At 54.3% G+C, this 26,993-nt stretch carries 15 protein-coding genes; 9 read left to right on the top strand and 6 right to left on the bottom strand.

Annotated elements, in window-relative coordinates; translation table 11 throughout:
- Nucleotides 1-4 precede the first annotated feature (4 nt).
- The 3 genes from porX to B0B12_RS14465 are packed head-to-tail and all read left to right on the top strand — an operon-like array spanning nucleotide 5 to nucleotide 3,235.
- On the top strand, nucleotides 5-1,567 hold the full coding sequence (gene porX / locus B0B12_RS14455) for a T9SS response regulator signal transducer PorX (protein ID WP_076670009.1): 1,563 nt from the start codon (nucleotides 5-7) through the stop codon (nucleotides 1,565-1,567).
- Nucleotides 1,560-2,006: a tRNA (adenosine(37)-N6)-threonylcarbamoyltransferase complex ATPase subunit type 1 TsaE gene (gene tsaE, locus B0B12_RS14460; RefSeq protein WP_425298499.1), complete on the top strand. Its 447-nt coding sequence runs from the start codon at nucleotides 1,560-1,562 to the stop codon at nucleotides 2,004-2,006. The genes porX and tsaE overlap by 8 nt, the downstream gene beginning before the upstream one ends.
- Nucleotides 2,007-2,008: 2 nt before the next feature.
- Nucleotides 2,009-3,235 (top strand): alanine dehydrogenase, encoded by a 1,227-nt coding sequence (locus tag B0B12_RS14465; protein ID WP_076670012.1) that lies wholly within the window; start codon nucleotides 2,009-2,011, stop codon nucleotides 3,233-3,235.
- Between the two features lie 653 nt (nucleotides 3,236-3,888).
- Here B0B12_RS14465 and B0B12_RS14470 read toward each other — a convergent pair.
- Nucleotides 3,889-5,205 (bottom strand): M20/M25/M40 family metallo-hydrolase, encoded by a 1,317-nt coding sequence (locus B0B12_RS14470; protein ID WP_076670015.1) that lies wholly within the window; start codon nucleotides 5,203-5,205, stop codon nucleotides 3,889-3,891.
- A 112-nt stretch (nucleotides 5,206-5,317) separates the two neighbouring features.
- On the opposite strand from B0B12_RS14470, the gene B0B12_RS14475 reads away from it, so the two are divergent.
- A complete protein-coding gene (locus tag B0B12_RS14475) occupies nucleotides 5,318-6,415 on the top strand; it encodes an AI-2E family transporter (protein WP_076670018.1) in 1,098 nt (365 codons plus the stop codon).
- Here B0B12_RS14475 and B0B12_RS14480 read toward each other — a convergent pair.
- Complete coding sequence (locus B0B12_RS14480; protein ID WP_076670021.1) at nucleotides 6,381-6,971, bottom strand: GNAT family N-acetyltransferase; 591 nt, start codon at nucleotides 6,969-6,971, stop codon at nucleotides 6,381-6,383. The two genes, B0B12_RS14475 and B0B12_RS14480, sit on opposite strands and share 35 nt — an antisense overlap.
- Nucleotides 6,972-7,099: 128 nt before the next feature.
- On the opposite strand from B0B12_RS14480, the gene B0B12_RS14485 reads away from it, so the two are divergent.
- Nucleotides 7,100-7,696: a porin family protein gene (locus B0B12_RS14485; RefSeq protein ID WP_076670024.1), complete on the top strand. Its 597-nt coding sequence runs from the start codon at nucleotides 7,100-7,102 to the stop codon at nucleotides 7,694-7,696.
- 82 nt (nucleotides 7,697-7,778) lie between these two features.
- On the opposite strand, the gene B0B12_RS14490 is transcribed toward B0B12_RS14485, so the two are convergent.
- Nucleotides 7,779-8,609, bottom strand: a complete 831-nt coding sequence (locus B0B12_RS14490) for an NYN domain-containing protein (protein ID WP_076670027.1) — start codon at nucleotides 8,607-8,609, stop codon at nucleotides 7,779-7,781.
- Between the two features lie 235 nt (nucleotides 8,610-8,844).
- Here B0B12_RS14490 and B0B12_RS14495 point away from each other — a divergent pair, with 235 nt between their 5' ends.
- From B0B12_RS14495 to B0B12_RS14505, 3 genes are all read left to right on the top strand, one after another.
- Nucleotides 8,845-9,900 carry a hypothetical protein gene (locus B0B12_RS14495; RefSeq protein ID WP_076670030.1) on the top strand — a complete coding sequence of 352 codons (1,056 nt, stop codon included), beginning with the start codon at nucleotides 8,845-8,847 and terminating at the stop codon, nucleotides 9,898-9,900.
- Between the two features lie 41 nt (nucleotides 9,901-9,941).
- Complete coding sequence (locus B0B12_RS14500) at nucleotides 9,942-10,937, top strand: DUF1028 domain-containing protein (protein ID WP_076670033.1); 996 nt, start codon at nucleotides 9,942-9,944, stop codon at nucleotides 10,935-10,937.
- A gap of 105 nt (nucleotides 10,938-11,042) precedes the next feature.
- Entirely contained in the window at nucleotides 11,043-12,470 is a 1,428-nt protein-coding gene (locus B0B12_RS14505) for a M20/M25/M40 family metallo-hydrolase (protein ID WP_076670382.1), read from the top strand.
- Between the two features lie 261 nt (nucleotides 12,471-12,731).
- On the opposite strand, the gene B0B12_RS14510 is transcribed toward B0B12_RS14505, so the two are convergent.
- The 3 genes from B0B12_RS14510 to B0B12_RS14515 form a co-directional block, all read right to left on the bottom strand.
- Complete coding sequence (locus tag B0B12_RS14510; RefSeq protein ID WP_076670036.1) at nucleotides 12,732-13,946, bottom strand: S-adenosylmethionine:tRNA ribosyltransferase-isomerase; 1,215 nt, start codon at nucleotides 13,944-13,946, stop codon at nucleotides 12,732-12,734.
- A 248-nt stretch (nucleotides 13,947-14,194) separates the two neighbouring features.
- Nucleotides 14,195-14,359, bottom strand: coding sequence for a DUF2721 domain-containing protein (locus tag B0B12_RS20125; RefSeq protein WP_244554718.1), 165 nt, complete (start codon nucleotides 14,357-14,359; stop codon nucleotides 14,195-14,197).
- Between the two features lie 45 nt (nucleotides 14,360-14,404).
- Entirely contained in the window at nucleotides 14,405-14,944 is a 540-nt protein-coding gene (locus tag B0B12_RS14515; protein ID WP_076670039.1) for a hypothetical protein, read from the bottom strand.
- 1,304 nt (nucleotides 14,945-16,248) lie between these two features.
- Here B0B12_RS14515 and B0B12_RS20130 point away from each other — a divergent pair.
- The gene (locus tag B0B12_RS20130; RefSeq protein ID WP_076670043.1) at nucleotides 16,249-26,988 is read left to right on the top strand and encodes a T9SS type B sorting domain-containing protein; all 10,740 of its coding nucleotides are present in this window, start codon (nucleotides 16,249-16,251) and stop codon (nucleotides 26,986-26,988) included.
- Nucleotides 26,989-26,993: the final 5 nt, after the last annotated feature.

A 26,993-nucleotide genomic window follows, 5' to 3' on the forward strand; every position in this document is an offset into this window, starting at 1 on the left:
AACTATGCAAAGATATACCATTTTATGGGCCGATGACGAAATCGACCTGCTCAAGCCACACATTCTTTTCCTGGAAGAGAGAGGCTACGATATTACCCCTGTCAACAGCGGCGCCGACGCCATCGAGAAGGTGCAGGAACAAGCTTACGATGTGGTGTTCCTCGACGAAAACATGCCCGGCATCAGCGGCCTCGAGGCCCTGAACGAGATCAAGACCATCCGGCCGGCCATGCCTGTCATCATGATCACCAAGAGCGAGGAAGAGCACATCATGGAGGAGGCCATTGGCTCCAAAATATCCGACTACCTGATCAAACCGCTCAATCCGAACCAGATCCTGCTTTCAGTTAAAAAAACGCTGGAGAACAAGCGTTTGGTATCCGAGAAAACCAACATGAGCTACCAGCGCGACTTCCGCCAGCTGGGCATGGCCTTTGGCGAGCGCCTGAGTCCGGGTGAGTGGGCCGATATTTACAAGAAACTGGTGTACTGGGAGCTGGAGATCGACGAGACGGAAAACAAGAGCATGGCCGACGTGATCAACATGCAGAAAGACGAGGCCAACTCCAATTTCGCCAAGTTCATCATGGACAATTACGAAGACTGGATCAACAAAGAGTCGGATGATGCGCCGATGATGTCGCACCAGCTGTTCCGCGAGCGCGTGTTCCCGATGATGAAGGAGTCAGACAAGCCAATCTACTTTGTGCTGATCGACAACCTGCGTTATGACCAGTGGAAGGTGCTGGAGCCGCTCATTTCGGAATACTTCACGGTAGACTCAGAGGAGATGTTCTACTCCATTCTACCCACCACCACCGCCTACGCCCGTAACGCGATCTTCTCAGGTATGATGCCGACTGAGATCGTGAAGAAATACCCCAACCTGTGGGTGAGCGACGACGAGGAGGAGGGCAAGAACCTAAACGAGCCGGACTTTCTGGATATACAGCTGCAGCAGAACCGCATTTCTGAAAAGCACAGCTACCATAAGATCACGAACCCGGCCGCGGGCAAAGACCTGAACAGCAAGTTCAATAACCTCGACAACAACAAGCTGAACGTGATCGTGTACAACTTTGTGGACATGCTCTCGCACGCCCGCACCGACAGCAACATGGTGCGCGAACTGGCGCCGGACGAGTCGGCTTACCGTTCCATCACCCGCTCGTGGTTCATCCACTCGCCGCTGTTCGAGATGCTGAAGCTGATTGCCGACCGCAAGGCCCGCCTCATTATCACGACCGACCACGGCACCATCCGGGTGAAGCGTCCGTTCAAGATCATCGGCGACCGCCAGACGAACACTAACCTGAGGTATAAGCATGGTAAGAACCTCGGTTACACCGACAAAGATGTGTTCACGGTACGCAAGCCGGAGCGATTTTTCTTGCCAAAGGCCAACGTTTCCACTACGTTTGTATTTGCGATCGAAGACTACTTCTTCGCATACCCGAACAATTATAACTATTACGTGAACTACTACAAAGACACCTTCCAGCACGGAGGCGTGTCGCTGGAGGAGTGTATTATTCCGTTTGTGACACTGACGCCCAAGAATGCATAACATAGGAGTGGAGAAGGCAAGTATCAAGATGTCGTCGTTGGCTGACCTGCCGGCGGCGGCTTCTGTGCTTTTAGAGGAGGCTCGCGAGGAGCCCATTATTTTGTTTGAAGGCCCGATGGGTGCCGGAAAGACCACGCTGATCAAAGAGCTCTGCCGCCAGCTAGGCGTGGAGGAGAACGTAAGTAGCCCGACCTTCGCCCTGGTGAACGAGTACGAAACGAACGAAGGGAACCTAATTTATCATTTTGACTTTTATAGGATTAACGAGGAACGTGAGGCGCTCAACATCGGGGCGCTGGAGTACTTTGACTCCGGCCATACCTGCCTGATTGAGTGGCCTTCTATGATCCCGAACTTGTTGCCGGAGCATTACCTGTTAGTACAGCTGCAGCCCGCTGCAGAAGGAGAGGAGCGCACCATGACCATAAACCGTGTATGAGCATGACGGAGAGATTCGCCGTTGAATTAGGAAAACTGGCTGCCAGCCAGGCCCTTTACCCCAAGGAGTCGATGCTGGCGGTGGAGGAGCGATACAAGAGCCTGTTTATCGGGCTTCCGAAAGAGTCGTCGTTTCAGGAAAACCGCATCGGCCTTACCCCCAATGCCGTGAAACAACTCACCGACCAGGGCCACGAGATCTGGGTCGAGACTGGCGCCGGCGGCCCGTCCAAATACTCCGACAACGACTACTCCGAAGCAGGTGCCCGCATTGTGTACTCCTGCAAAGAGGTATACGAAGCCGGTATCATCCTCAAAATAGCACCTCCTACGTACGACGAGATCGAGTACCTGCGCCCCGGCCAAACGCTGATTTCCGCCCTGCATTTCGGCAACCTGACCTCCGATTACATCAATGCCCTGCTCCGCAAAAAGATAAACGCCATTTCCTTTGAGCTGATCCGCGACAAGTCGGAATCGAAGCCCGTGGTACGCGCCATGAGCGAGATTGCTGGCAGTTCGGCCATGCTGATCGCGGCGGAATATCTGAGTAGCAGCAAAGACGGAAAAGGCGTGATTCTGGGAGGTATAACGGGCGTGGCCCCATCCAAAGTGGTGATCATGGGTGCAGGTACTGTGGCCGAATACGCCGCCAGAGCCGCCCTCGGACTGGGAGCGGAAGTAAAGGTATTTGACAATCATATTTACAAACTGCGTCGCCTGAAGCACAACATTGGCCAACCGATCTTCACTTCCACGCTAGACAAAACGATTCTGCACCATGAGCTCAAAAACGCAGATGTGGTGATTGGCGCACTGGTAGCGGAAGAAGGCCGCATGGCGTGTATGGTAGAGGAGGGAGTCGTCGCCCAAATGAACCCGGGCTCCATCATCATCGACGTCTGCATCGACCAGGGAGGCTGCTTTGAGACTTCCGAGCTGACCTCGCATAGCCGCCCGATCTTCCGAAAATACGATATCATTCATTACTGCGTACCGAATATCGCTTCGCGTGTGCCGCGCACCGCTTCCACAGCGCTCAGCAATATCTTCACCCCGATTTTTACCGAGATCTCCAAATTCGGCGGCATCAACGAGGTGCTGTTCATGAACGAGCACTACCGCAGCGGCGTTTACATCTACAAAGGCAGCCTGACGAATTCGCAGATCGCCAAGAAGTTTGGGATGCGGTACAAGGAGCTGGGGTTGATGATTGCGGTGAGGAATTAAGGTATAGCGTATAGCTATTAGGTATAACAGAACAGGTCCCGTCTAGGTATAGGCGGGACCTGTTCTGTTTTGTAACTACGGATGTTGCAGGTATAGCCATCTACGTTGCTTTGTAGCTTCGCCTGTGCAGCGGGCACCGTTTGCCCTGGCCGGGCGGGCCTTACTTTTTTCCTTGATGAAAAAAGTAAGCAAAAAAATCAAGACGCTCCAAACTCGCTGAACGCTCAAACAGTGGAGCGTCGAAAAGCGCACCTGGCACGACTTCTAGTTTCATAGTGCAAGGGGCAAGTTAGTCTTTCGATGCGTGCCAGTGTTTGTTTGCTACAGTTATTATACCTATGAACTGTCAGTTACAGAAACTCCCTTAGACAAGGAGGGGTTAGGGGTGGTTGGACCCGGCAGGGCCATACCTTTGCTACAAGGCTTATACTATGGACAAGCAATAGCCGCAAAGTCCCCCTTTGAAGGGGGCAGGGGGATGTCAATGGTGCACCGGAATCCTGTTAATCCGTGGGGATGGGGGCCCTATTTAAAATCCTGCAAATCCTGATTCAGACAAAGAAAGAGGCACGGGAGATAGGCAAAAGCTGCGAATCTATACCTGCATCAGAAAAAATTCCCCCTCCTGTTTTTAGGAGGGGGGTAGGGGGGAATTACTTCACCAATGCCTTATCCACTCGCATTGGCGTGTCCTCACCCGACACAACACCCTGTGCAGCCAGCGCAATGGCGCGGATCATGCTGGTGAAGTGCGGCATATCGAGCAGTTCGAACTCGTCTTTTACGGTATGGTAGGTTTTGTCTTGGTCGATCTGCACCGATGAAATGGTATGGGCTGGTACACCTAAGCGGGCTAGGGTGGCATTGTCGGAGCGGTAGAAGAGGTTTTGCTCCGGGTAGGGGTCGGCGTGAATGCTGTAGGTGGTGCCTTCGAGGCGCTTCTGCATCATTTTGCCCAAGTCAGACTTTTCGTAACCAGTCAGGTAGGCGCTGTTCGGACCGAATTTAGAGGGTTTGCCCACCATCTCGATGTTGAACATGGCCACGATCTGGTCGGGGTTGAGTTGCTCGGAGAAGTAGCGGGAGCCGTGGCCACCGATCTCTTCGGCTGTGAAAGCGGCGAAGATCAGGGTACGCTCCGGTTGCGGCTGTGCTTTGTAGTAGCGGGCCAGCATCATCATGGCTGTGGTGCCGGAGGCGTCGTCGTCGGCACCGTTGGCAATACTGTCGCCGTCGATGGTGTGGTGGAAGCCGATGTGGTCGTAGTGGCCGGAGAACACCACAAACTCGTTTTTGCGCTTGCCTTCGATCATGCCCACCACGTTAGAAAGCGGCAGTTTCTCTACTTTGTTGGCAAACTTCACCTCATACTTCTTCGGGGCAGCCTGATCGGTGAGCACGTATACCTTGCTGCTGCCGGTACCCACTTCTTTCCGCACGCCACCTCTTGCAAAGTAGCCTCGGTAGTTGGCAAAAGCCTCGGCATGGCTTGGGTGTACGAGCACGATCGCGTCCTGCTCCGCTGCATTCGCCTTCCCGAAAGCCGCCCTGAAGTTCTCTCCCTCAGGTATAGAGATGATGTTGATCTTGTTCTTATGCTTCCAGTTGAACCCCTCGTGTGCCGTGTTCACAAACAAATGCTCCGGTGCAATGGTCTTTTTGCCTAGCTTTACTTCTGTCTGGCTGGGCGTGAGGCGATGCACATAAAAGGTCTGGCGGTAAGAGGGTGCCTGGCTGGAACTGGTGCCATTGAGCGGCGTGAGCCCGGCGGCATGAAACTCCTCCTCAATAAAGTCAGCGGCTTTTTCTATACCTGCCGAGAAGGCGGCACGGCCCTGCATGTTGTCGTGGCTGAGGGTCTGTAGCAGGCGGGTGGCCTCCTGCTGGTTGATCACGGAGAGGTCCTGGGCAGAGAGCGAAGCACCCAGCAAGAGAGAAAAAGCGGTAGCAAATAGCTGTTGGCGTGTCATAGGTATAGCAGTGTATACGATTAGGATTTTGGTGTTTTTTTGGAAATATTGTCGGGGTAAACGCTGCCTCTGGAAGCAACTGTACGGAAACAGCAACCCAATATAGCGAAATATGGAAAAGAGCTCCAAAGTTAACTGGCTAAAGTTACTGCAATTCATATTGCTGGTGGCGGCCTTGTTATACTTCGGGCGCACGCTCTTCGTTCCGCTCAGCTTTTCGCTCCTCATCAGCTTCATTCTTTACCCCGTGGTGAAGTGGCTGGAAGACCGTGGCTGGAGTCGCTGGGGTGCGATTCTGTTCTGTCTGCTGACCTTGCTTTTAGTGGTGGGTGCGTTGAGCTGGCTGCTGGTGCGGCAGATGATCAGCTTCGGGCAGGAGTGGCCCATGTTGCAGGAAAAGCTGTTGCAGGCCTGGCAGCAGTTCGGACTATACCTGGAGCAGCAGTTTGGTGTGGACGATGTGCAGCGGAGCAACTGGATGGAGGGGCTCGTGAACGATGCTGCTTCTTCTGTGCTGAAGGTAGGAAGAGGTGTGCTTTATGCCTCTGTTACCACGGTGGTACTTTTTCTCCTGATTCCCCTTTACGCGGCGCTTATCCTCTACAACCGCGAGCAATTGGCAGCGGCGCTTTTCTCGATGTTCCCGCAAACCGAACACAGCAAAATCCGAAGCATCCTGCACGAAACTATCACGACGTACTACAACTTCATCAAGGGCATGATCATCGTGTATGCGGTGGTGGGTGTGTTGAACAGCGTGGGACTGTTGCTACTAGGTATACCGCATGCCATTTTCTTCGGTATCGTGGCCTCTATCCTCACTTTTATACCTTATGTGGGCATCTCCATCGGAGCGATTTTGCCGATGGCCGTTGCCTGGATCACCTATGACTCGGTTTGGTATCCGGTTGGGGTGGTGATGGTATTTACTGTGGTGCAGTACCTGGAGGCGAACCTTATTTTTCCGCTCGCAGTAAGCTACAGGCTACAGGTGAACATGCTCTTTACTTTGCTGGCCATTGTAGCGGGCGGCATCCTGTGGGGAGCCTCCGGTATGATCCTGTTCGTGCCCTTTGTGGCCATCCTGAAACTGATCGCAGACAAGCACGAGGAGCTGCGGCCGGTGTCGCTGCTGCTCGGTACTGGTAAGCCGCCTGTTAAACCGAAGCCCGGTATTAAGCTTGTTCGTTTCCGCCGGCCGGAGGAGTAGCGTTGTTCTCCAACCATTCCCTTTTCAGCAGGCTGTATACCTCCAGGTCGATGAAGCGGCCCTGCAACCACTCCCCGTCGCGCTCTATACCTTCCATTTTGAAGCCCAGCCGCTGCGGAATGCGATTGCTTTTGCCCACGCCCACCTTTATCTGAATCCGGTTCATGCCCATCTGCTCAAACGCCTGTGTTATCAAAGCCGCGCAGCATCGGGCCATGATGCCCTTTTTCTGAAATTCCTCGCCCAGCCAATAGCCGATTTCCAGTTTGCTGTTCACGCGGTCGATGGTTTTGTAGCCGATGATGCCCGCCACTTTATCCTGATACCGGATGACGTATACCTGGTCCTGCAAATTGCCGGGTGCGGTGACGCTGCGCAGGTATAGCTCGGTGTCGGTTGCGGAATGGCTGAAGTCGATGAAGGGCAGCCACTCCCGCAGGTATAGCCGGCCCCTGTCGATCAGTTGGAAGAGCGCAGCGGCGTCGCTCACCTGGGCTTCGTGCAGAGTGATGCCAGGTGCTACCGATAGGGGTTGTAGAGTTGAGGCAGATCGCATGGTATGGCAGGTGCTAGGGTAACGTTGTGAAAATACATGTGCTAAACATATGGGCCTAAAAATGAGTTAAATAGCTTAGAGTCAGGTAATGCTGCTCTTTTATGAACGCACATATTTGTTACAAGACTATGAAAAACACCTTACTACTGCTGCTTTTTTTAAGCCTCACATTTACAGCCGCCGCGCAAGATACCAACATTGATCTGGGCGCCAAAATAGGACTCAATATCTCCAACATCAGCAAAGACCCTAGCCTTGTGGATGAATCAGCTGGCCTGGGCACAGAATTCGGACTTTTCGCCCGCATCGGCGAGCGCTTTTTTGTACAGCCGGGCGTCGATTTCGTGAACAACAAGCTAACCATCCAGCGCACTGTGCAGCCTCGCTCCGGCGAGAGCGACGAGGTGCGCTTCCGCTATTTCCGGGCTCCGGTGCTGCTGGGCTTTGAGGGTGACTATTCCAGCGGCGGCGGCTCTACCACGTACCGGCTCATGGCGGGGCCCTCTTTTGCCTACAACATCGGGGTGAGCGACAACAACCTGGACGTGCGCCGGCGCGATGTGCGTAATGCCCAGTTTGCTCTGCACGGCGGTGTGGGCATTAAACTGCTCCGTCTCATAGAACTCGATTTGATGTACACCCATGGGCTCACCACGGTGTTCAACGACAGCGGTGCCGACGGAAAGTTCAGGAATATCTCGCTGACAGTGGGTTTTAGTATTTAGCAGGTATAGCCCGCCACAAAAAAGCCTGAGAAAGCTAGTATGTTGCTTTCGCAGGCTTTTGTTTTAAGGTATAGCCAAAGGCTTAGTTACGCTCGCTGCGCTCTTCTCTGACAGGGGCGGCTTCCCTTTCTTTTTCTTTGCTGGCCTTGCGTTTTCTGTCAGCACTGCGGCGCTTCACGTACACTGCCGACGAGCCTTTGTCGTCTTCTTTTCGGATCGTGAACAGGTCTTTATGCGCCTTGATGAGTTGAATCAACTGGCTATACCCAAAGGTGCGCGGGTCGAAGGCAGGGTCGAGGGTGCGCAGGCTGGTGCCTATACCTCCCAGGTGCGCCCAGCCATCTTCGCCTACGGCCATCTCGAATGCCTCTTTCAGCATGGGCACTGGGTTGGGTCGTGGGTTTTCCTTTCCGTTTGGCGTGGATTTATCTGCCTCCGCTATTTGTTTCTCGCTGATGTCGTCTGTCAGGTTTTCGGTGTAGATGAAGATGTTGCAGGCGTTCACAAAGGGCTTGGGTGTTTTGCGCTGCCCGATGCCCATCACAAAAATGCCCGCCTCCCGGATGCGGGTCGCCAGTCGGGTATAGTCGCTGTCGGACGACACGATGCAAAATCCGTCCACCAGGTGACTGTGCAGCAGGTCCATCGCGTCGATGATCATGGCGCTATCGGTGGCGTTTTTGCCGACGGTATAGCGGAACTGCTGGATGGGCTGTATGGCGTGGTTGTTCAGGCAGTCTTTCCAGCCGTTCATCTGCGGTGTGGTCCAGTCGCCGTAAATGCGGCGGATGGTGGTTTGTCCGTATTTGCCGGCTTCGGCCAGTATTTTGACGATAAGGGTTGGTTGCGCGTTGTCGCCATCTATCAGCATGGCCATGCGCTGTTGTTTTTTGTCGTGGAAGGGTTTGCTCATAAGTTGTTTCGACGGGCTGTTGTCGCCCGGGCTGTATCAGGTAGGTTATACTTCCGAAACGGCGCTGGGTTGTAAACAGGTAGGGAATTTACTATATAAGGGGAGAATGGTTATATTGGGGTGGGGTTGAATGGTTTTATAATCAGATGGATAAGTTGAATAACTTTAATTGGCTTACAGCTTCGGGTTATCTGAAAATGAGCCTCAGTTAATATCATGTTAAATTCAGAGACCAATGCATAAACTACTTGTGCTTTTGCTGGCAATAGCGGCCTTTTCTTGCACCAATAAGCCGGGCTCCACGGCGCAATCGGCGAATTCCGAGCAATTAGTGTTTGACAGGATCGCGTATGTGTATCAGCTTAAACCAACTATAGCCAAAGATATCTGGCCGGGTTTTGATGAGGAGCGCTACGATGTTCCTTTGATTTATTACACCGACTCCTCGTCCTTTATAGCTAACCCAACAGACAAGTTTCTGCAGATGTATAGCCCTGCACTGGTTTTCCAAAACAGCGCTTTACAGATATACAAAACAGCCGCCCGCCTCGATAGCACACCGTTTCATATGGCTGTTGGTTTTTCCTTTAGCGATGCAAGCGATTACGATTATTTCTCGCCCTTCATGCACTGCAGCAGCCTGGAGGAAACAGCCAAAGTTGTAACCGATGTGGCGGCAACAGAAGTATGGGTGAGCATGGTTGTCCACGAGTATTTCCATGGGTTTCAGCTCCAGCATAAAAGCTATCGTCAGTACTTCGCAGATAGCTTGGGTAGTTTTAATAAGGGCTTACTGAAGGGCCTTTACAAAGACCAGGTATGGTTTAAAAAGCAAATAGACCAAGAAAACACCCTGTTGCTACAGGCTTTAGAAACGGATAATCGTGATGAGATCAGGAAACTGCTCAGTGCTTTTTTCAAGGAAAGGGAAAACCGTAGAAATGAAACAATGCTGAAGCACGACGTAGACATTGGGGCTGCCGAAAAGTTGTATGAGACAATGGAGGGTACGGCCAGGTATGTGGAACAAAAACTTTACGAGAAGTTTTCACAGAAACAACCCGACGCCAATTTACAACGGGCAGATTCAGCGTATCAAGGGTATGAGTATTTCAAAAGCCATAAATTAGACAATGACAAATGGCTATACCTGACAGCGGAATCGGGCGTATATTTTTACGCTACTGGCTTTAATATGGCAAGAGTCCTCGATAAACTGGGTGTGCCCTACAAGGAACGCCTATTTAAGGAAAGTAAACTGTCATTGGAAGATATTCTTAGAACAATTTAAGGGTAAAATCAGCGCTAGCTATTACTTAACTCATTACCCCCATGAAAAACCTATTCTCCATCCTAACCCTCCTCCTCACCGTGACACATTTCTCAGCACAGGCGCAGGTGTTTAAAAGTGAAGCACCCTTTGCCCATACCTACTCAATTGTAGCCCGCGACGCAAAAACCGGCGAGATGGCCGTTGGCGTGCAAAGCCACTGGTTTTCGGTGGGTACGGTGGTTCCTTGGGTAGAGGCGGGCGTAGGTGTGGTGGCGACACAGTCTTTCGCCAACAAGTCGTTTGGCCTGCGGGGCTTGCAGCTGCTGAAAGAAGGCAAGTCACCCCAGGAGGCGCTGGACATTTTACTGGCCGATGACGAGGCCCGTGAGGTACGGCAAGTGTCGATCCTCGACGCACAGGGCCGCGTAGCGACGCATACCGGCAAACAGTGCGTCCGCTATGCAGGGCACACCATCGGCAAGGACTTTTCGGTGCAGGCGAACATGATGCTCACCAACAAGGTATGGCCGGCCATGGCCAAGGCTTTTGAGATGAGCGCCGGCAAGCCGCTGGCCGAGCGGGTGCTGCTGGCCATGCAGGCAGCGGAGCGGGAGGGAGGCGACATCCGGGGCAAGCAGTCTGCGGTGCTGGTGGTGGTGCGCGGCGAGGCAACAGGTCAGCCTTGGGACGATAAGACCATGGACCTTCGCGTGGACGACCACGAAAAGCCGCTCGACGAACTGGCACGCCTACTCAAGGTATACCGCGCCTACGAACACATGAACAACGGTGACCTCGCGGTGGAAAAGGGGCAGACCGACAAGGCGATGGAAGAGTACGGCAAAGCGCAGGCCATGTACCCGGACAACCTCGAAATGAAGTACTGGCACGCCATCGCGCTGGCTAACAAGGGCGACATCACTGGGGCGACCAAAATCCTGAAAGAGGTATACAAGAAAGACAAGAACTGGAAGGAACTGACCGAGCGTCTGCCCGAAGTTGGGCTGCTTACGCTGAGTCCGCAAAATCTGGAGAAGGTGCTGCAGGTGAAGTAGGTATAGCCGGAAATAGTTGGGATGTTGTTTGTACTTCGAAATGATTTCCTAACTTAACCCCACAAACTAATCTACACTAACCTTTCAAGCATTATTCACCTGATGATGTTACTTAAACACAAACTTCGCGCCTTCGTAGCGGGGGCTGCCATGCTGGCCGCTATACCTGCTGTGGCGCAGCAAAGCACCTACAAGTCAGATTCCACCGTTATCCGCAAATTCTACGACGGCGCCCTCACCAGCTACGAGAGTTACGAGAACCTGCGCTACCTCACCAAAAACATCGGTGCCCGCCTGAGCGGATCGCCGCAGGCTGCCGCCGCCGTGGAGTGGAGCCGCCAGGTGATGGAAAAGATGGGCCTCGACCGCGTATACCTGCAGGAGGTGATGGTACCGCACTGGGTGCGTGGCGATAAGGAAGTAGGCCGCATCTTGAGCGGACGCAACGGCAGTCAGGAGGTGAACATTCTGGCGCTGGGCAGCTCGGTGGGCACTGGTACGCAGGGCTTGAGCGCGCAGGTAATCGAAGTACAGAACTTTGAGGAGCTCGAGAAGCTGGGCAAGAAAAAAGTGAAAGGCAAAATCGTGTTCTTCAACCGTCCGTTCGATAACAAGCATGTGCACACCATGGCCGCTTACGGCGGTGCCGTGGATCAGCGTGGCGGCGGCCCGGTGGCGGCTGCCAAACTCGGTGCCGTGGCCGTTTTAGTACGCTCCATGGCCAACGACATTCAGGACGTAGCCCACACCGGCAACACCCGCTATGCCGACGATGTGGAGAAGATACCGGCTGCGGCCATCAGTACCAAAGGTGCGGATGAGTTGAGCGCCATGCTGAAAAACGACCCGGAGCTGAAATTCTACATGCGCATGACCTGCGAAACCCGTCCGGATGTGCTTTCCTATAACGTGATCGGCGAGATCAAAGGATCTGAAAAACCCGAGGAAATCGTAGTAGTAGGCGGTCACCTGGACTCCTGGGACGTAGGCGAAGGCGCCCATGACGATGGCACTGGCTGTGTGCAGTCGATCGAGGTGCTGCGCCTGTTCAAAGAGCAGGGTATACGTCCGAAACGCACCATCCGCGCCGTGATGTTTATGAACGAAGAAAATGGTTTGCGCGGCGGTCGTAAATATGCCGAGGAGGCCAAAGCGAAAAACGAAAAGCACGTAGCAGCCATCGAGTCGGATGCCGGCGGTTTCACGCCACGCGGTTTTGGTTTCGACGCCAACGACGAGCAGTTTGCCAAAATAATGGGTTGGAAAGAGTTGCTGGCCCCATACGGCCTGCACGAAATGAACCGTGGCGGCGGTGGCGCCGACATCGGCCCGCTCAAAGGCCAGAATAACGTCGTACTGATCGGCCTGCGCCCTGACTCACAGCGCTACTTCGACTACCACCACACTGAGATCGACACCTTCGAAACCGTAAGCCGTCGTGAAATGCAGCTGGGCTCCGCAGGTATGGCCGCCTTGGTATACCTGATCTCAGAGCACGGCCTGAACGGAGGAAGTGCCAAAGTAGAAAAGTAATTGTCTGTAATCAGCATCAAAAAAGCCAGTTCTATACCTGAGATAGAACTGGCTTTTTGTTTGGTATGCAATAGGGTTGCTTCAAAGACCTCGCAGTGTCCGCAGGCCCCGCGAGTGTCTTAACCAACCACGGTGCTATACCTTAGTTTTTACATAAACTATACCTGATATCAATGCGACCGGAGCGCCATACCTATACCTTGCTTTGTAGTCAAAAAGACACTCGCGGGAGCTGCGCACACCGCGAGGTCTTGGCGAATTCTACGGCAGCAGGAGGGAGCTGTCGCCGTAGCTCAGGAAGCGGTAGTCGTTGTCGAGGGCATGTCGGTATACCTGTTTCCAGTCTTCGCCGATGAGGGCGGCTACCAAAAGCAGCAGTGTACTTTCGGGTTGATGGAAGTTGGTAACGAGTCCCTTGCACAGCCTGAAGGTATAGCCCGGCGCGATAATGATTTGCGTGCTGGCATGCAGGTACTGTGTTTGGTGCCGGTCCATGTAGTTGAGCAAAGTCTGCAGTGCCTCAGCAGCGGCAGGCGGCGTTTCGGCTTCATAGGGCAGCCACTGCGTCACGTGCAAATCTTCGGGCCTTAGATCCGGTTGCCTCCAAAGTAGGGTGCCTAGCCAGTATAGGCTCTCCAGGCTGCGCATCGAAGTAGTGCCTACAGGTATAAGCGGTCTGCCTAGGTGTTCTAGCAGTTGCGCCACCACCTCTCGCGACACCATCAGTTGTTCGGCGTGCATTTCGTGGGTTTCCATGGTGTCGGCCTTCACCGGTTTGAATGTGCCGGCGCCCACATGCAGGGTCAGGTAAGTGCTGTCTATACCTTTGGCCTGTAGCTGCGCCATTACTTTGTCGGTAAAGTGCAGACCGGCAGTCGGGGCAGCCACAGCGCCCTCGTTGCGCGCATAAATGGTTTGATAGCGGGAGCGGTCTTCGGGGATGAGTTCGCGGTTCAGGTAGGGGGGCAGTGGCAGTTTGCCGCAGCGCTCCAGCACCTCCGCGAAGGTCAGCTCGGCAGGCGTCCACGTGAAACGGATCAGAAAATGGCCTTCCTGCTGTGCCTCGCGCTCGGCAGTCACCACGCCCCCTTCAAAGAATATTTTCAGCGGGCCTTCTTTCCAGCGCTTGTTGTTGCCCACCAGGCATTTCCAGGTGCAACTGCGGGTCTGCTGCATGGCCAGCTGCACTTCGCGGTGCGGCTTTACCGGCTCCAGGCAAAAAACCTCCACCGCACCACCCGTCGGCTTGCGGAAAATCAGCCTCGCCTGCACCACTTTGGTATTGTTAAACACCAGCAGACTCCCCGCTGGTAGCAGCTCCGGCAGGTCTGTAAAGGTATGGTCGGCTATACCTTGCTGCTTATAATAGAGCAGCTTGGACTGGTCGCGCTCCGGCAGCGGAAACTTGGCAATGCGCTCCTCTGGCAGCTCGTACACAAAATCCTTAATGGCCAGATTTTTCGGGTTGGCATTCATGTGGGTTAGTTAAGAGTTTAAAGTTATGAGTGGTGTAGGAGGACATCTCATTTCTAACTCCTGACTCATAATTTCTAACTTAATGCAGTGCAAAGGTACGCAAGGATGAATAAAATTATACCTGGCTATAACATTTGGTGTGGAAGCAAGTGGGGAAATGAATATGAGATCTCTGCGGAAAGACGTGCAGCAACCCTAAAATAGGGTGACGGAACATCGGGCAAAATTTTTAGAGGGGGTGAGAAAATCTAGGGTGCCGAAGTTTCCTCGAAGTCATCCAATTCCAACTCTAACGACTTCACCGATATCCGGATTTCGCGCAAGGCGGGTGCCAGTGAGATTATCAATAGCGAAAGGCTCAGGCCGAAAGTATATTTGCCCACAGTACTATACCCTGCAAAGAGGATGAGCATACAGTTGTCAGGGTGATTTCCATGGACCCAAATGGGAAACCGTTACTACTGAATGCTCTTCAGGAAGTCCTCATCCAGAGGCTCGTCGTCATCGTCGGCTTGCGGGGCGTCGAAGTCAATGTCCTGCAGCGCTTCCAGGCCTTCCAGAATCAGGTCATCCAACTCTTCTTTCGATGTGGCGTCCAGCGTTTGTTCAAACAGGGCCAGCAAATGCTCGCGCTGCTCGTTCACAAATATTTCGTGGTACAGGTTATCGAACAAGCCGATCTTCTTCTGGATGATCTTATCAATTTCGCGGGTGTTCTTCGCCTTCACAGCCTCTAGGAGCAGACCGAGTACATCCTTAGCGCCCTCATTGTCGGCCAGGCGGGCATAGGCCTTAATCAGCGCGATGGCTACGCCCAGGCGCAGACGCTCAAACCGAAAACCTACCTCATCCGACACATTCGCTCCCTTGCTGATGCGGGATTGCTTCAGGGCCTGTTCCAATTGCTGGTAAACAGCAGCGGCGGGCTCCTCAAATACCTGCGGGGTTTCAGGTGCAAAGGCAGTTTGGAGTAATAGCTCGAAGCTCTTGGCGCTCATAGTAGCGTGGGTGTTAAATGAGAGATGTGCAAAGGTAATATTTTGTGACAGGTTTTACTAAAAACATAAGCTTCCGGGCATTGTCATAACATTTCACAAACTGTGAAAATACTTAGAATTGATTCATGTATCGTAATATAACTATATTTAAGCGTCAGCTTTGAAAAGGTATAGTTACCTTTTGTATATTTATTCCTTTCTATTAAATATATTTTGCATAGTTTTGACATGCCAATAATGCGCTGCAGAGACCTTTTGTTACTCTAAACAAATGATTAATAGCCAGGATGCGTGTTTTAAGGCGTTTTTGATGGAAGCGCAAAACCTTGTGGCAACCTGTTATTTTTGCTCGATTATATTTAATTTATTATTCATATAGTTTAATTAGTTCTATTTAATTCTAAATGCATACAGGTAAAGTTATATTGGGTATTTAGCTTAAATGCCCGATTGACGTGTTACTTTATGCGCTTTAACCTATTTTTTCAGATTATGAAGACTCTTAACTCAGTTGAAACATTAACCCTGCCTATATGGAGATAAACTTTACTCAAAAAATTTCCCACTTTCTTGCGATTTTACTCTTAGGGATGTTACAGCTGGTAGCATCCCCTAAAGTGTTTGCGCAGAATAATGAAGTACCTACCTATACCATTGACCTGACCGGTAAGCCCAACGGCTATTGGCAGTCACCTGAAGTGAAAAGAAAGGGTGTCATTTGTAATGCGCCCAAAGGTGATTGTATACAGTTTATCGTTATCCTAGACAAGGATGCCGCACAGGTAGAACTCGATGTAGTTTCAGGGGCTGAGTCTGGCGGCTCGATGGGCTATACAGTTGACTGCGGTACACAAGTGTTTCCTGTTGGGCAGGCGATGTGTATTCCCAGAACAGAGAGTAAATATATAACACTTACAATATGTAAACCTGGTGGGAACGCTAACATATACTCCATAACATCGCTGGCTGCTTTTGAGCCGCAGGGTGACATTTCTGTAATAGGTGGATGTTCTGCGCAACTTAGAGCGCCTGCCACCTTCCTGGACGATGGTACAATCCTCTGGCAGGATATTTCAGGGCGTGGTTATGAAAAGTTTTTAAGCGACGTTAGGGCTGCAAATCCTATGGTCACACCTGATGCTACTGCGCCGGCGTATGTAGACTATAGAGTGACAGGTTCTGTGAGACCAAGTGAGTGCGCGACTTCTTCTACTCATTATGATGAGGTTAGAGTATATTTTCACCCAGAACCTGTTGTTTCCGTTGGGCCTGAGCCAGCCATTATTTGTCCGGGAGGAAGCAGTGTGGAGCTTACCGGCAATGTAACAGGCGGTGATCAGGCAGCTGGCTTTGACTACTTCTGGTATAATTCAAACGGCGTTGAAGTCGGGCGGGGCATCACTTATACCGCTCCTGCTGTCGGAACCTACAAATTTGCGGCGGTTCCGAAAAACTCCCTTAACTGTAAAGAGTTCTCGGCCACGGTTAACGTGGTGACCAACCTTACCGCGAACGCCGGGGCAGATCAGCTGGTCTGTTCTTCGGGCACGGTGCAGCTGGCCGGTACGGTCACAGCTGCCCTCGGAGGGCGCTGGAGCACGAGTGGCAGCGGTACGTTCTCTAACCGGGATGATTTGAATGCCGTTTACACGCCTTCTGCTGCCGATATCGCTGCCGGGGCTGTTACGCTTACCCTCGAGTCAACTGGAAACGGCAACTGTTCGCCGGTTCGCAGCACGACGCGCATCACCTTCTATAAAATGGAGGTAAACCTGACAGGTACGCCTGTGATCTGTAACGGCACGCTCGGCACCATCACGGCAAACGTAACGGGTGCGCAGGGCGCCTTGCGCTACCGCTGGAGCAACGGTGCGACAACAGCCACGATCAACGGCCTTTCCGCAGGCACTTACTCCGTAACGGTTACGGACGAAAAAGGCTGTGCTATTACGCAGTCGTTTACAGTGACGCAGGTAACCGGCCCGGCTGACTTCGCGGCCACACCAACCAACACGACTTGCGGTAACGCCAACGGACGCATTGTGGTGAATGGCGTAACAGGCGGCACGGCACCTTATACCTACAGCAAAGACGGGGCGAATTTCCAGACTTCCACTACCTTCACCGGGCTGGCTGTGGGTAACCATACCATTACAGTGAAAGACGCCAATGGCTGTATCGTTGCCAAGTCCTTCACGCTGACCAATACGCCGGGGCCAACGGCCGTAGCAGCCACTTCAAACCCAGCCAGCTGTCTGAACAACGACGGCTCCATCACGGCGGGCGCAGTGACGGGCGGCACGGCACCTTATGAGTACTCCATCAACGGCACAACCTTCCAGGCGGGCACTGTCTTTACCGGCCTTGCCTCCGGAAGCTATACCTTAAGAGCCCGCGATGCCAACGGCTGTATCATTACCAGAGCGGTGACCGTTACTCAGGCAACACTGACCAACTTCACCGTTACCCCAGTTGCTTCTACCTGCGGCGCCAGCAACGGTACCGTTACGGTGAGCGATGTGGTGGGTGGTATCAGTCCGTATACCTACAGCAAAAACGGCACTACCTTCCAGACTTCGGCAGAACTTACCGGATTTGCGGCTGGCACGCATACCATCACCGTGAAAGATGCCAAAGGCTGTACCTTCGCCAAGCAAGTGACGGTAACCAACATCGCCGGCCCTACTGATTTCACAGCCAGCCTGAAGGCCACCACCTGCGGCGCTACGAACGGCGAGATCACGGTGACAGGCAGAACAGGCGGCACGGCTCCGTATACTTATAGCAAGGACGGCGTGAACTTCCAGACCTCAGCCACCTTCACCGGCCTGGCGCAGGGCGCTCACACCATCACGGTGAAAGACGCCAACGGCTGTATCATCGCCAAGTCCTTCACCCTGACCAACGTGGCCGGTCCAACGGCAGTAGCGGCTACACCAGCAGCAGCCAGCTGCGCCGACAACGACGGCTCCATTACAGCCGGTGCAGTTACGGGTGGCACAGCTCCCTATACCTACAGTATCAACGGTACCACTTTCCAGACAGGCACGGCTTTCACAGGCCTTGCCTCAGGCAACTATACCTTAACGGCGAAGGATGCCAACGGCTGTATTATTACCAGAGCGGTGACGATCGATAAAGTGATGCCGACAAACTTTACGGCTACGCCAGCTGCGGCTACTTGCGGCAACGCAAACGGCACCGTGGTAGTGAGCGGTATTGTGGGTGGCACGGCGCCTTATACCTACAGCAAAAACGGCACGACCTTCCAGACTTCGGCTACGCTGACTGGTTTGGCGGAAGGAACCCACACCATCACGATTAAGGATGCGCGCGGCTGTACGTTTGCCAAGACGGTAGCGATCACCAATGTCCCAGGTCCGACGGATCTGCAAGCGACGGTGAAGGCCTCTACCTGCGGTGATCCGAATGGCTCATTTACCGTGAACTCCGTAACCGGCGGCACGCGAAACTATACCTATTCCATCAACGGCGGCGCTTACCAGACCTCGAACACATTCACTGCATTGGCGGCTGGCAGCTACCAGGTCAGAGTGAAGGATGCCAACGGCTGTATTTATATGGAGACGGTGATGGTGCCAAACATTGCCGGACCAGAACTGACGGCAACAGCCACATCCTCTACCTGCGGTGCCAGCAATGGCCGCATCAATGTAGCGGTGAGCGGCGGAACGGCTCCTTTCAAGTATAGCAAAGACGGCACCACGTTCCAGGATGCGGCCTTGTTCGACAACCTGGCGGCCGGAAACTATACCATCACGGTGCGTGATGCGAATGGCTGTTTGAATACGGCCGCCGTGGCCGTGACCAACATTGCCGGACCTACGAACCTGAACCTGGCCAGCACAGCCTCTACCTGCGGAAGCGCCAACGGTGTGGTGCGCATTAACGGAACAACGGGCGGCGTTTCGCCTTATACCTATTCCATCAACGGCGGTGCCTTCCAGAGCACTACCTCGTTCAGCAACCTGCTGGCGGGCAACTACTCCATCACGGTGCGCGACGCCAACGGCTGTACCTTCACTAAAGCAGTTACAGTAACCAACACAGCTGGCCCGTCTGCACTGACCGCTACCGTAAAGGCCTCAACCTGCGGCGCCAGCAACGGACAACTGACTTTGAGCGGCGTGACAGGCGGAACATCTGCCTATACCTATAGTATCGATGGCACCAACTTCCAGACCTCGGCTACTTTCACAGGCCTGATCGCCAAAACCTACAACGTGACGGTGAAGGACGCCAATGGCTGTACCCATACCCAGGCAGTTGTGGTGCCGGATGTGGCGGGCCCTTCTGATTTCACGGCTTCTGTTACCACCACTTCATGCGGTCGCAACAACGGCAGCATCCGGGTAACGGCTGTTTCGGGTGGTACCTCTGCCTATACCTACAGCAAGGATGGGGTGAATTTCCAGACCTCTAACGCCTTCGGATCACTCACAGCCGGTACCTATACCATCACGGTGAAGGACGCAAACGGCTGTACCTTCGCGAAGTCTGTAGTGGTTGAAGACGTGCCTGGTCCAAGCGATTTCGCGCTGACGGCCAGTTCCTCGACTTGCGGTGCCAGCAATGGTTCCATTGTGGTAGGTGCGGTTACGGGCGGAAAAGCCGGTTATACCTACAGCAAAGACGGCACGAACTTCCAGGCTTCCACCACTTTCGGATCGCTGGCGGAAGGCAACTATACCATTACGGTGCGCGATGCCAACGGCTGTACGTTTACCAAGCAGATCAGCGTAACCAACATTGCCGGTCCAACTGATTTCACCGCTAGCCTGAAGGCCACTACATGCGGCGCTGCGAACGGAGAGATTACGGTGACAGGCAGAACGGGCGGCACGGCTCCTTATACCTATAGCAAGGACGGGGTGAACTTCCAGACCTCGGCAACTTTCACAGGACTGGCACAGGGTGCACACACCATCACGGTGAAAGACGCGAACGGCTGTATCATCGCCAAGTCCTTCACCCTGACCAACGTGGCTGGTCCAACGGCGGTGGCGGCTACTTCGGCAGCGGCCAGCTGCGCCAACAACGACGGCTCCATCACGGCGGGTGCGGTAACGGGCGGCACGGCTCCTTATCAGTACAGCATCAACGGCACTACGTTCCAGACAGGCACTGCCTTCACAGGTCTTGCCTCCGGAAGCTATACCTTGACGGCGCGCGATGCCAACGGATGTACAGTCACCAGAGCGATTACGATCAACAAGAACATCCCAACCAACTTTGCTGCTACGACTACTGCCACCACTTGCGGAAGCAACAACGGCACGATCACGGTAGGCGCGGTAACGGGTGGATTTGCTCCTTATACCTACAGCAAGGATGGAACGACTTTCCAGACTTCTTCAACCCTGACAGGCTTTGTGGCAGGCACGCACACCATCACGGTGAAAGATGCCAAAGGCTGTACGTTCGCCAAAACTGTGACGGTAAGCGATGTGGCCGGTCCGGCTAACCTGACGGCTACTGCCACTTCCTCAACCTGCGGCAACCCGAACGGTCAGCTGACTGTGACAAATGTGAGCGGCGGCGTGGAGCCTTATACCTACAGCCTCAACGGCGGTACTTTCCAGACTTCAGCTACTTTCACAGGTCTGGCAGAAGGCACCTACAGCATTGCAGTGCGCGATGCCAACGGCTGTACCTTTGCCAAAGACGTGGTCGTGACTAACATCGCCGGTCCGAACTTTGCGGTTACCGCGCAGGCCTCGACTTGCGGCGCCAGCAACGGACGCATCAGCGTGAGCGAGGTGAACGGTGGCACGACTCCTTATACCTACAGCATCTACGGTGGCACCTTCCAGAGCGGCAACAGCTTCGCCAATCTGAAGGCGGGCACTTATACCATTGCCGTGAAAGATGCCAATGGCTGTACTGCGGTGAAGGAAGTAGAAGTGACGGACGTCGCTGGTCCATCGGACCTGACGCTTGCTTCGAAAGCCTCTACCTGCGGCAGCACCAACGGCTCTGTTTCAGTAAGCAACGTGGCAGGCGGCACGGCTCCTTATACCTATAGTGTAGATGGTACGAACTTCCAGGCAACGGCTTCTTTTGGAACCCTGCTGGCCGGTACCTATACCATCACCGTGAAGGACGCCAACGGCTGTACGTTCAGAAAGGAGGTTGTGGTAGAAAATATCGCCGGGCCAACGGACCTGACCGCTACTGCCAAAGCCACTACTTGCGGTACCAGCAATGGTGAAATTACAGTAACAGCTGTGATAGGCGGAACATCCGGCTATACCTACAGCAGGGACGGCGTGAACTTCCAGGCTGAGACCACCCTGACCGGTTTCGCAGCAGGCACGCACACCATAACTGTAAAAGACGCCAACGGTTGTACTTTCTCCAAGTCCGTAACCGTTGCCAACATCGGCGGCCCGACGGCTGTAGCAGCTTCGGCAACACCAGCCAGCTGTAACGACAACGACGGTACGATCACGGCCGGTACGGTAACCGGTGGCACAGCGCCTTATACCTACAGCATCAACGGTACTACTTTCCAGACTTCAACAGCCTTCACGGGCCTCGCTTCCGGAAGCTATACCTTGTCGGTGAAGGATGCCAACGGCTGTATCGTGACACGCACGGTGACAGTAGGCGAGAACGTGCCGACGAACCTGGCCCACACCACCGTGTCATCTACCTGCGGTCGCAGCGACGGTAGCATTTCGGTTGGAACAGTGACAGGCGGAACGGCTCCTTATACTTATAGTGTAAACGGCGGCAGCTTCCAGTCGGGTACCACTTTCACCGGACTGGCAGCGGGTGCGCACCGCATCACCGTACGCGACGCGAAAGGCTGCGAGTTCACCAAGTCGGTAACGCTGGAGAATGTGGAAGGTCCGCAGTTCACAGCCACGACAAAAGCCACTACCTGCGGCGCCAGCAACGGCAGCATTTCGGTAGGAACAGTAACAGGTGGCGTGGCCCCTTATACCTACAGCATCGACGGCACCGCGTTCCAAAGCACTACTACTTTTGCCAATGTAAAGGCAGGGGAGTATGCGGTGTCGGTGAAGGACGCCAATGGCTGTATCGGCACGGTAACGGTACAGGTACAGGACATCGCCGGACCATCTGACTTCACACTAGCGGGCGCTTCGTCCACTTGCGGAAACCGCAATGCGAGCATCACCGTGAGCAATGTGATGGGTGGCACAGCGCCGTATACCTACAGCAAAGACGGCACAAACTTCCAGACTTCGGCCAACTTCGGTTCGCTGGCGGCAGGGGAGTACACCATCACGGTGAAAGATGCCAACGGCTGTTTGATTGCCAAGGACATCACGATCGAGAACATCCCGGGACCAAGCGAACTCACACTGGCCAGCACGGCCTCTACCTGCGGCAGCGCCAACAGTGTGGTTACCGTGAACGGCGTAACCGGTGGAACAGCTCCTTATACCTACTCGATCAACGGCACGACCTTCCAGGTTGGAACACGCTTTGAGTCCGTACTGGCTGGTAAGTATACCGTAACGGTAAAAGATGCCAACGGCTGTACCCTGAGCAGAGAGATCACGGTGACTGACATCGCAGGTCCATCTGACCTGGCAGCCACTGCCAAAGCCTCTACCTGCGGCACGTCTAACGGCGAACTGACCATCACAGGCACAACAGGCGGCACTGCTCCTTATACCTACAGCAAAGACGGCGTGAACTTCCAGGCTGAAACGACCCTGACTGGTTTTGCAGCGGGGTCGCACACCATCACCGTGCGTGACGCCAACGGCTGTATTTTCGAGAAGGCCTTTGATGTGACCAACATCGGTGGACCTACTGCAGTGGCAGCGACATCTGGTGCAGCGAGCTGCGCCGACAACGATGGCTCCATCACGGCGGGTGCGGTAACAGGCGGTGTTGCTCCTTATACCTACAGCATCAACGGCACGACGTTCCAGACGGGCACTACTTTCTCAGGCCTTGCCTCCGGAAGCTATACCTTGTCAGTGAAAGACGCCAACGGCTGTATCGTGACCAGAGCAGTAACCATCAACAAGAACATCCCGACCAACTTTGCCACTACTACTATCTCAGCTACCTGTGGAAACGGTAACGGTACGATCACAGTGGGTGCGGTAGAAGGTGGCACGGCTCCTTATACCTACAGCAAGGACGGGGTGAACTTCCAGACCTCAGCAACCTTTATTACTATGCTGCCGGGCAACCATACTATCACAGTGAAGGATGCGAAGGGATGTACAGTAACAAGGACTGTAACACTGGACAACGTGCCCGGTCCATCTGACATGACTATTGTAGTGAAAGCTTCTACTTGTGGTAGCCCGAATGGTCAGATTACAGTTAGCGCCGTAACAGGGGGGACTCTTCCTTATACCTATAAGATAGACGGCACAGCCTACCAGGAATCCAACACATTTACTTCGGTAGCGGCGGGCGAGTATACCGTGTCCGTGAGAGATGCCAACGGGTGCTATTTCTTTGTAACGGTTGTTGTTGAGAACATCCCAGGACCGTCTGACTTCGTAGCTACTGCCCTGTCTTCGAGCTGCGGTCGCGCGAACGGTTCTATTACCGTGGCTTCAGTAGAAAAAGGCACAGCGCCTTATACCTACAGCACCGACGGCTCCAACTTCCAGGCCTCGGCTACGCTGACAGGGCTGCTGGCTGGCAAGCACACCATCACGGTAAAAGACGCCAACGGCTGCGTGATCTCGAAAGAAGTGACGATAGAGAATGTGCCTGGTCCAAGCAACATGACGCTGGCCAGCACGGCTTCTACCTGCGGCGCTGCAAATGGTACCATTACGGTGACAGGTGTAACAGGCGGAACAGCCGGCTATACCTACTCCATCAACGGGAACAGCTTCCAGGCAGGCACCACCTTCGAGGCGGTACTAGCCGGAACTTATACCGTGACCGTGCGCGATGCCAACGGCTGTACCTTCAGCAAGGAGATTGTGGTGACGAACATCGCCGGGCCTTCCGACCTGACGGCTTCTGCCAAAGCCTCTACCTGCGGTGCGGCAAACGGCGAGCTAACCCTGACGAATGTTTCAGGTGGAACGGCTCCTTACTCTTACGCCATCGATGGCAAAACCTTCCAGGCTGCGGCTACCTTCACAGGGCTGCTGGCCGGAAACCATACCATCACGGTGAAAGACGCCAATGGCTGTACGTTTGCCAAAGCCTTCACGGTAACAGATATCGCGGGTCCATCTGCGGTAGCGGCGAGCGCGCAAGCGGCAACCTGTGCTGACAACGACGGCCGCATTACGGCAGGCACAGTAACAGGCGGCGTGGCTCCTTATACCTACAGCCTAAACGGTGGTGCGTTCCAGAGCGGAACAGCCTTCACGGCACTGGCTTCAGGAGAATATACCCTGACCGTGCGCGACGCGAACGGTTGCGAAACGACCACAACAGTGAAAGTTGAGAAGGACGGTCCGGGCAGCTTTGTTGCTTCAACCAACAACTCCACTTGCGGCAGCGACAACGGCAGCATCCGCATCACTTCGGTTACCGGCGGCGTGGCTCCTTATACCTATAGCCTGAACGGAGGCGCCTTCCAAAACGCAGCCAGCTTCTCAGGTCTGCTGGCAGGGGAGTACACGGTAACGGTAAAAGACGCCAACAACTGTACGCACACCGAGACCATCACCATCAGCGACGTAGCCGGCCCATCTGACCTCACAGCCGCTGCCCAGAACACTACCTGCGGCAACAGCAACGGACAGATCAGCGTGAGCAACGTAGCGGGCGGCACGGCTCCTTATACCTACAGCATCAACGGCACCAACTTCCAGACAGCAGCCAGCTTCTCTGGTTTGGCAGCTGGCGAATACCAGGTGACGGTGAAGGATGCCAATGGCTGTACCTTCGCCAAAGCGGTGACAGTAACGAACACCGACGGTCCTTCCGGATTTGCCACTACGACCAAAGCCTCTACCTGCGGTGCCAGCAACGGCAGCGTGACGATAGGCACGGTGACGGGCGGCAAAGCACCTTATACCTACAGTAAGGACGGCACAAGCTTCCAGGCTTCGGCTGAACTGACAGGTATGGCGGCTGGTAACCATACAGTATACATCAAAGACGCCAACGGCTGTACCTTCAGCAAAGCGGTCGTGATCGAGAACATTGCCGGTCCGACGGAGTTTGCGCTGACAGCCTCTACCGCAACCTGCGGCGAAGCCAACGGCGGCATCGTGGCGAGCGGCGTGAAAGGCGGTACGGCTCCGTATACCTACAGTCTGAACGGCGGAAGCTTCCAGAGCGAAGCGGCCTTCACTTCAGTAGCGGCAGGTGAGCATACTGTCGTGGTGCGCGATGCCAACGGCTGTACCATCGAGAAGAAAGTAGTGGTGGAGAACGTAGCCGGTCCATCGGCCGTGACTGCTAACGCCACCGCTGCCTCTTGCGACGCCAAGGACGGTAAGATCACAGTGGGCCAGGTAACCGGCGGTGTGGCACCTTATACCTACTCACTTAACGGCGCTGCTTTCCAGGCTTCCACGGCCTTCGCGGCACTGGCGCCGGGTGAGTACGAAGTGACGGTGAAAGACGCGAACGGCTGTACGGTTGCCACCAAGGTGACAGTTGGCCAGAAAGGTCCGAAAGAAGCGACTGTAGCAGCCAAGCAGGCGGCCTGCGGTGAGGCAAACGGCTCGATCACGGTAACGACTGTAGACGGAGGCACAGCCCCTTATACCTACAGCCTGAACGGTGGCAGCTTCCAGGCCTCGGCCACTTTTGCTAACCTAGCAGCAGGTGCTTATACCATCACGATCAAAGACGCCGAAGGCTGTGCCATCACAGTAGAGCAGGCGGTTACAACAAGCGGAGGTATAGAGAGCTTCACAGCGACCGGCACCGATGCCAGTTGCGATGAGCGCAACGGCCGCATTGCCATCAGCGCGATCGTGGGTGGAACGGCTCCTTATACCTACAGCCTCGACGGTACGAACTTCAGCTCAGAACCAACCTTCACGGGTCTGGCCGAGGGAGAGTACACGGTAACGGTAATAGACGCCAGCGGCTGCACACTGGTACAGACCGTGACGCTGCAGAATTCTCCGATGCTGACCGACGTGAAGTTCACTGTATCGGCCGCGGCCTGCGGCAATGCGGCTGGCGAAGTGAAGGTAACCGAAGTGACAGGTGGCACAGCACCTTATACCTACTCACTTGACGGTACGAACTTCTCCGCTTCGGCCACCCTGGCTAACGTAGCAGCCGGTAGCTATACCTTGATCGTGAAAGACGCCAAAGGCTGTACCTTCTCAGTGCCGGTTACTGTGGTTGGTCTGTCGAGCAAAGTGGCCAATGTGACGCATATCAGCTGCTACGGCGAGAAGAACGGGGTGATCCTGATCGAGGCGACCGGCGGCGATGCCAACACCGAGTACAGCATCGACAACGGCAAGACCTTCCAGAAGACTCCGGAGTTCACAGGACTGGCCAAGGGCACTTACCAGGTCGTGACGCGCTTCTCTTCCACCTGCACCATCACACTGGGTGCTGTGGAGATCAAGGAGCCAACCGCCCTGCAAGTGGAGATGGACGTGAACGACGGTATACCTGGCAAGCCTAACTCAGGCAGCGCCAAAGTGAGCGCAATCAGCGGCGGAACGGCACCCTACGCCTACTCCCTGAACGGTGGCGAGTATGTGGCTGAGTCGGAGTTCCAGAACCTGCGCGGTGGTAAGCACTACCTGAAAGTGCGCGATGCCAACGGCTGTATCACCGAAGTGGAGTTTGACGTGACGAGCCTGGGCGAGCTGGACATTCCGAACGGCTTCACACCGAACGGCGACGGCCTCAACGACACCTGGGTAATTCGTAACCTGCCGCAGGTTTATCCGAACTGCCGCGTGACGGTGTACAACCGCTGGGGTAGCCCGGTGTTCGAGTCGAAGGGATATGTAAAAGAGTGGGACGGTACGCACAATGGCAAACGCCTGCCAGACGGCACCTACTACGCCATCATCGAGTTCGGTGACGGTGACAAGACCCCGGCCGTCAAGACTTCAGTGACCATCATGCGTTAAGTTTC

Source organism: Pontibacter indicus, from assembly GCF_900156345.1.
In the GTDB taxonomy this organism is placed as follows: Bacteria; Bacteroidota; Bacteroidia; order Cytophagales; family Hymenobacteraceae; genus Pontibacter; species Pontibacter indicus.